This window comes from Spirulina sp. CCY15215, assembly GCF_016888125.1.
Classification (GTDB): Bacteria; Cyanobacteriota; Cyanobacteriia; order Cyanobacteriales; family Spirulinaceae; genus CCY15215.
The window spans coordinates 1-1,812 of the sequence record NZ_JACSWA010000217.1 but is presented as its reverse complement, the minus strand read 5'-3'; the positions used below and the strand labels follow the sequence as shown (position 1 = coordinate 1,812).

2 protein-coding genes and 1 pseudogene are annotated in these 1,812 nt (G+C 40.8%); all 3 read left to right on the top strand.

Annotated features, from left to right (window positions below; genetic code table 11):
• Nucleotides 1–377: pseudogene (locus JUI58_RS01305) on the top strand (hypothetical protein); the annotation flags it as partial.
• Nucleotides 377–1,033, top strand: coding sequence for an RAMP superfamily CRISPR-associated protein (locus tag JUI58_RS01300; RefSeq protein WP_204101934.1), 657 nt, complete (start codon nt 377–379; stop codon nt 1,031–1,033). The pseudogene JUI58_RS01305 and the gene JUI58_RS01300, both read left to right, overlap by 1 nt.
• A 2-nt stretch (nt 1,034–1,035) precedes the next feature.
• Nucleotides 1,036–1,812: RAMP superfamily CRISPR-associated protein (locus JUI58_RS01295; RefSeq protein ID WP_204101933.1), on the top strand; the 777-nt coding region annotated here is incomplete at its 3' end.

The following is a 1,812-nucleotide window of genomic DNA, read 5'->3' as shown; positions in this document are numbered from 1 at the left end:
TTTCTGAAATTCGCGAGCGAGAATATCGGAGTACAAGTAACCAACCTTTAGAAATGCGACCATTATTACTCAAATCCGATCCCTCTGATTGGCAAACTTGGGAAAGTTTTTCACATATCATCAATGAATTTACAAAGGATGAGTGGAAAAATCGGCGTAATAAAGTCAAAGCATTGCGAGAAGTGCTGCGACGCGGATCGGATGCTACCAAAGAGTTTCTGACAGCTTATCGGTTGGACAAACTGCCCGAGTTTCCTGAGTCTGTAAGTGAAAATACGCGCATAGACTTAGCTGAACAAGGTTGGTTAAATGATGTTTGTGGCTACTTTGACGCGATCGAAGCGATTGACTTCTATTTACCACTGGGAGGAAACTGATGACCTATTATAAACTTCAGATTCACTTACTCAGTGATACGGCATTTGGTCGCGGTGATGGTGTTGCCGGATTGCTCGATCGCGAAGTGGAACATGACTCGCATGGTTTCCCTTACCTGCGAGGACGCACTCTTAAAGGTTTAATCAGCGAAGAGTGTGACAATTTGATTGCTACTTTGCCACACGATCGCTCTTATTGGCAACGCATTGCAGGTGATTTATTTGGTAGGCCGGGGAGTACCATCGATACAATTGCAGCCGTTCATTTTGGAGATGCTTGTTTGCCAGACGATCTGCGTCAAGCAGTTGCCTACCAGATTAAAAATAATAACTTTACTCGGGCTGAAATTTTAGACTCTCTTACCACTATTCGTCGGCAAACTTCTATTCACTCAGAAACAGGAGTACCCGATCGGGGAAGTTTACGAACATCTCGTGTTATATTACGCGATCTAACTTTTACTGCCGATCTGAACTTTGCAAAGCAACCATCAGAAGATTTACTGGCATTGCTTTCTGTTGGAACAAAAGCTCTTAGGCATTTAGGAAGCGGACGCAATCGCGGTCTGGGTCACGTGCGTTGTACTCTAAGCGATCGTCAAAATAATCCTTTAACAATCAATCTTAGCCACTTTTTTTCACCACTGGAGAAATAATTATGCCTGTCATATCACTCAATTTAAAAACATTACAACCTCTCCTCGCAACTTCTTTTCAAGGCGATCCAAACAGTGATGTCTCCTATGATTATATTCCCGGTAGCATGATTCGTGGTGCTTTAATTGGTCGATATCTAAAGAATTATGGAGCATCAGAATTAGATTTAACCAAAGAAGAGATCAAGCGCCTATTTTTTGACTCAAACAAAACTCGTTATCTTAATGCTTATCTAAGGAGTAAAAAAGGAAAGTATCGTACCTTACCAAGTCCTCAATCTTGGTACAAAGAAAAAGGTGCTGAGTTTATAGGAGAGCAATCAATTTCCATTTATGATTTGAGTATTGAACAAGATGATGAACAAGATGATGAACCGAAACCACTCAAATCTGTAAGCGGACAGTTCTGTATTTTTGAGCAAGGATATATGCGATTTTATCAACCCGATCGCCGAATTAATGTTCACAATAAACGCGATCGGCGTAAGGGTCGCTCTGCTAAAAGAGAGGAGAAACCTGAGAGCGAAGGAGAAATTTTTCGATATGATGCTCTGGATGCAGGGCAAGTTTTTCAATCTATTATTCTCTGTGAGGAAAACGATCTGTCCCTATTTGAAAAATTATTGATTCAATCAGATTTATGGTTAGGAGGTTCTCGCAGTGCTGGTTATGGACATACACAGCTTTCTTATGAAATTCACAACGATCTTGATTGGCAAGAAGTCCAAACATTTGGTGACGATGAATTAGATTCAGATGATATAGTTGTTACTCTCTTG

Bases quoted from the DNA above. Each gene is read 5' to 3' on its own strand.
- JUI58_RS01300 (WP_204101934.1), top strand. From the start codon at position 377: ATGACCTATTATAAACTTCAGATTCACTTACTCAGTGATACGGCATTT.